This window comes from Streptomyces sp. MB09-01 (assembly GCF_033794505.1).
Taxonomy (GTDB): Bacteria; Actinomycetota; Actinomycetes; order Streptomycetales; family Streptomycetaceae; genus Streptomyces.
Window position 1 is genome coordinate 1 of the sequence record NZ_JARAYQ010000539.1, and the last position, 1535, is coordinate 1535.

Sequence of the window (1535 nt, forward strand, 5' to 3'; positions counted from 1 at the left end):
GCCCCGACGCCCCGCCCCACTTCCCCTGGCCATCCGCCTTGGAGGCGGTGGACCGCATCACAGCCGCCCGGCCCTAGCAGGCCCGACGCGGCCGCCCGGCCGCAGCGGCACCGCGGCGCGGGGACGTGAGGGCACATCGGGGAAGTCGGGGAAGTCGGGGGGACGCCCGGTCTGCGGCCGGGCAGGCATCGGGGGACTACTCCCCCGTCGTCCCGTCGATCGCCTCGCGCAGCAGTTCCGCATGCCCGTTGTGGCGGGCAGGTCGTCCCGCTGCCACTCCAGGACGCTGGTCAGGGTGGCGCGTTCGCCGCCCGCCAGTACGGGCCGTGTCCTCTGCTCGTCCATCACCGCGTGATCACCACAGCCGATCGGTGCCCGGCCCGCCCCAATTCCGCCGACGGGACGCCCGCCAGGCTCTCCGGTCAGCCGCCCTGCCGGAGTTACCGGATGTGCCCGAGTTGTCGCAGCTGGCGGAGTTGACGGAAGAAGGCACGTACGTCCCCCACCAGCAGCTCGGGCACCTCCATCGCGGGGAAGTGGCCGCCCCGGTCGTACGAGGTCCAGCGCACGATGCTGTCGGTGCGCGCGGCGACGTGCCGCAGGGGGATGAAGTTGTCCCGGGGGAAGTCGGCGAGTGCGGTCGGGGTGTGCGACACCTCGGGCGGCTGCCCGGCGTAGTCGGCGTGGGCCCGCTCGTAGTAGATCCGGGCAGCGCTGCCCGCCGTACCGGTCAGCCAGTACAGCATCACGTTGGTGAGCAGCTGGTCCCGGTCGACCGGGCACCCGGGGTCGCTCCACTCGTCGAACTTCTCGGCGATCCAGGCGAGCAGCCCGACCGGTGAATCGTTCAGCGCGTAGGCGAGGGTCTGCGGCCGGGTCGCCTGGATGTCGGCGTACCCCTGCCGCTCACGCGCCCAGGTCCGGTACCGCTCCCAGGAAGCCCGGGTCCGCTCCTGCTCGGCGGCGGAAAGCGCGGCCAGTTCCTCGGGCCGGGGCTCGGCGGTGGCGCCGCCCCCGGGCAACAGGTTCAGGTGCACCCCCATCACACGGTCCGGATGGATACGCCCCAGCTCCCGCGAGATCGCGGCTCCCCAGTCGCCGCCCTGCACCCCGTAGTCCCCGTACCCCAGCCGCTCCATCAGCACGCCGAAGGCCCGTGCCACCCGCTTGAACTCCCAGCCCGCCTCGGTCGTGGGACCGGAGAGCCCGAACCCGGGGATGCTCGGCAGCACCAGGTGGAAGGCGTCGGCCGGATCCCCGCCGTGCGCCCGCGGATCGGTCAACGGACCCGCCACCCGCTGGAATTCGACGAACGACCCCGGCCAGCCGTGCGTCATCAGCAGCGGCGTCGCGTCCGGCTCGGGCGAGCGCAGGTGCGCGAAATGCACCCGCGCCCCGTCGATGACCGTGGTGAACTGCGGCCACTCGTTCAGCCGCGCCTCCGCCGCGCGCCAGTCGTACCCGTCGCGCCAGTACCCGACGAGCTCCCGCACCCGCTCGAGCGGAAACCCTTCCGACAACCCCTTCTTTTAAAA

General features: G+C 72.6%; 1 pseudogene. It reads right to left on the reverse strand.

The window, feature by feature from the left end:
• Positions 1 to 440: 440 nt before the first annotated feature.
• A pseudogene (locus PV721_RS43285) lies at positions 441 to 1523 on the reverse strand (epoxide hydrolase); the annotation flags it as partial.
• Between the last annotated feature and the right edge of the window lie 12 nt (positions 1524 to 1535).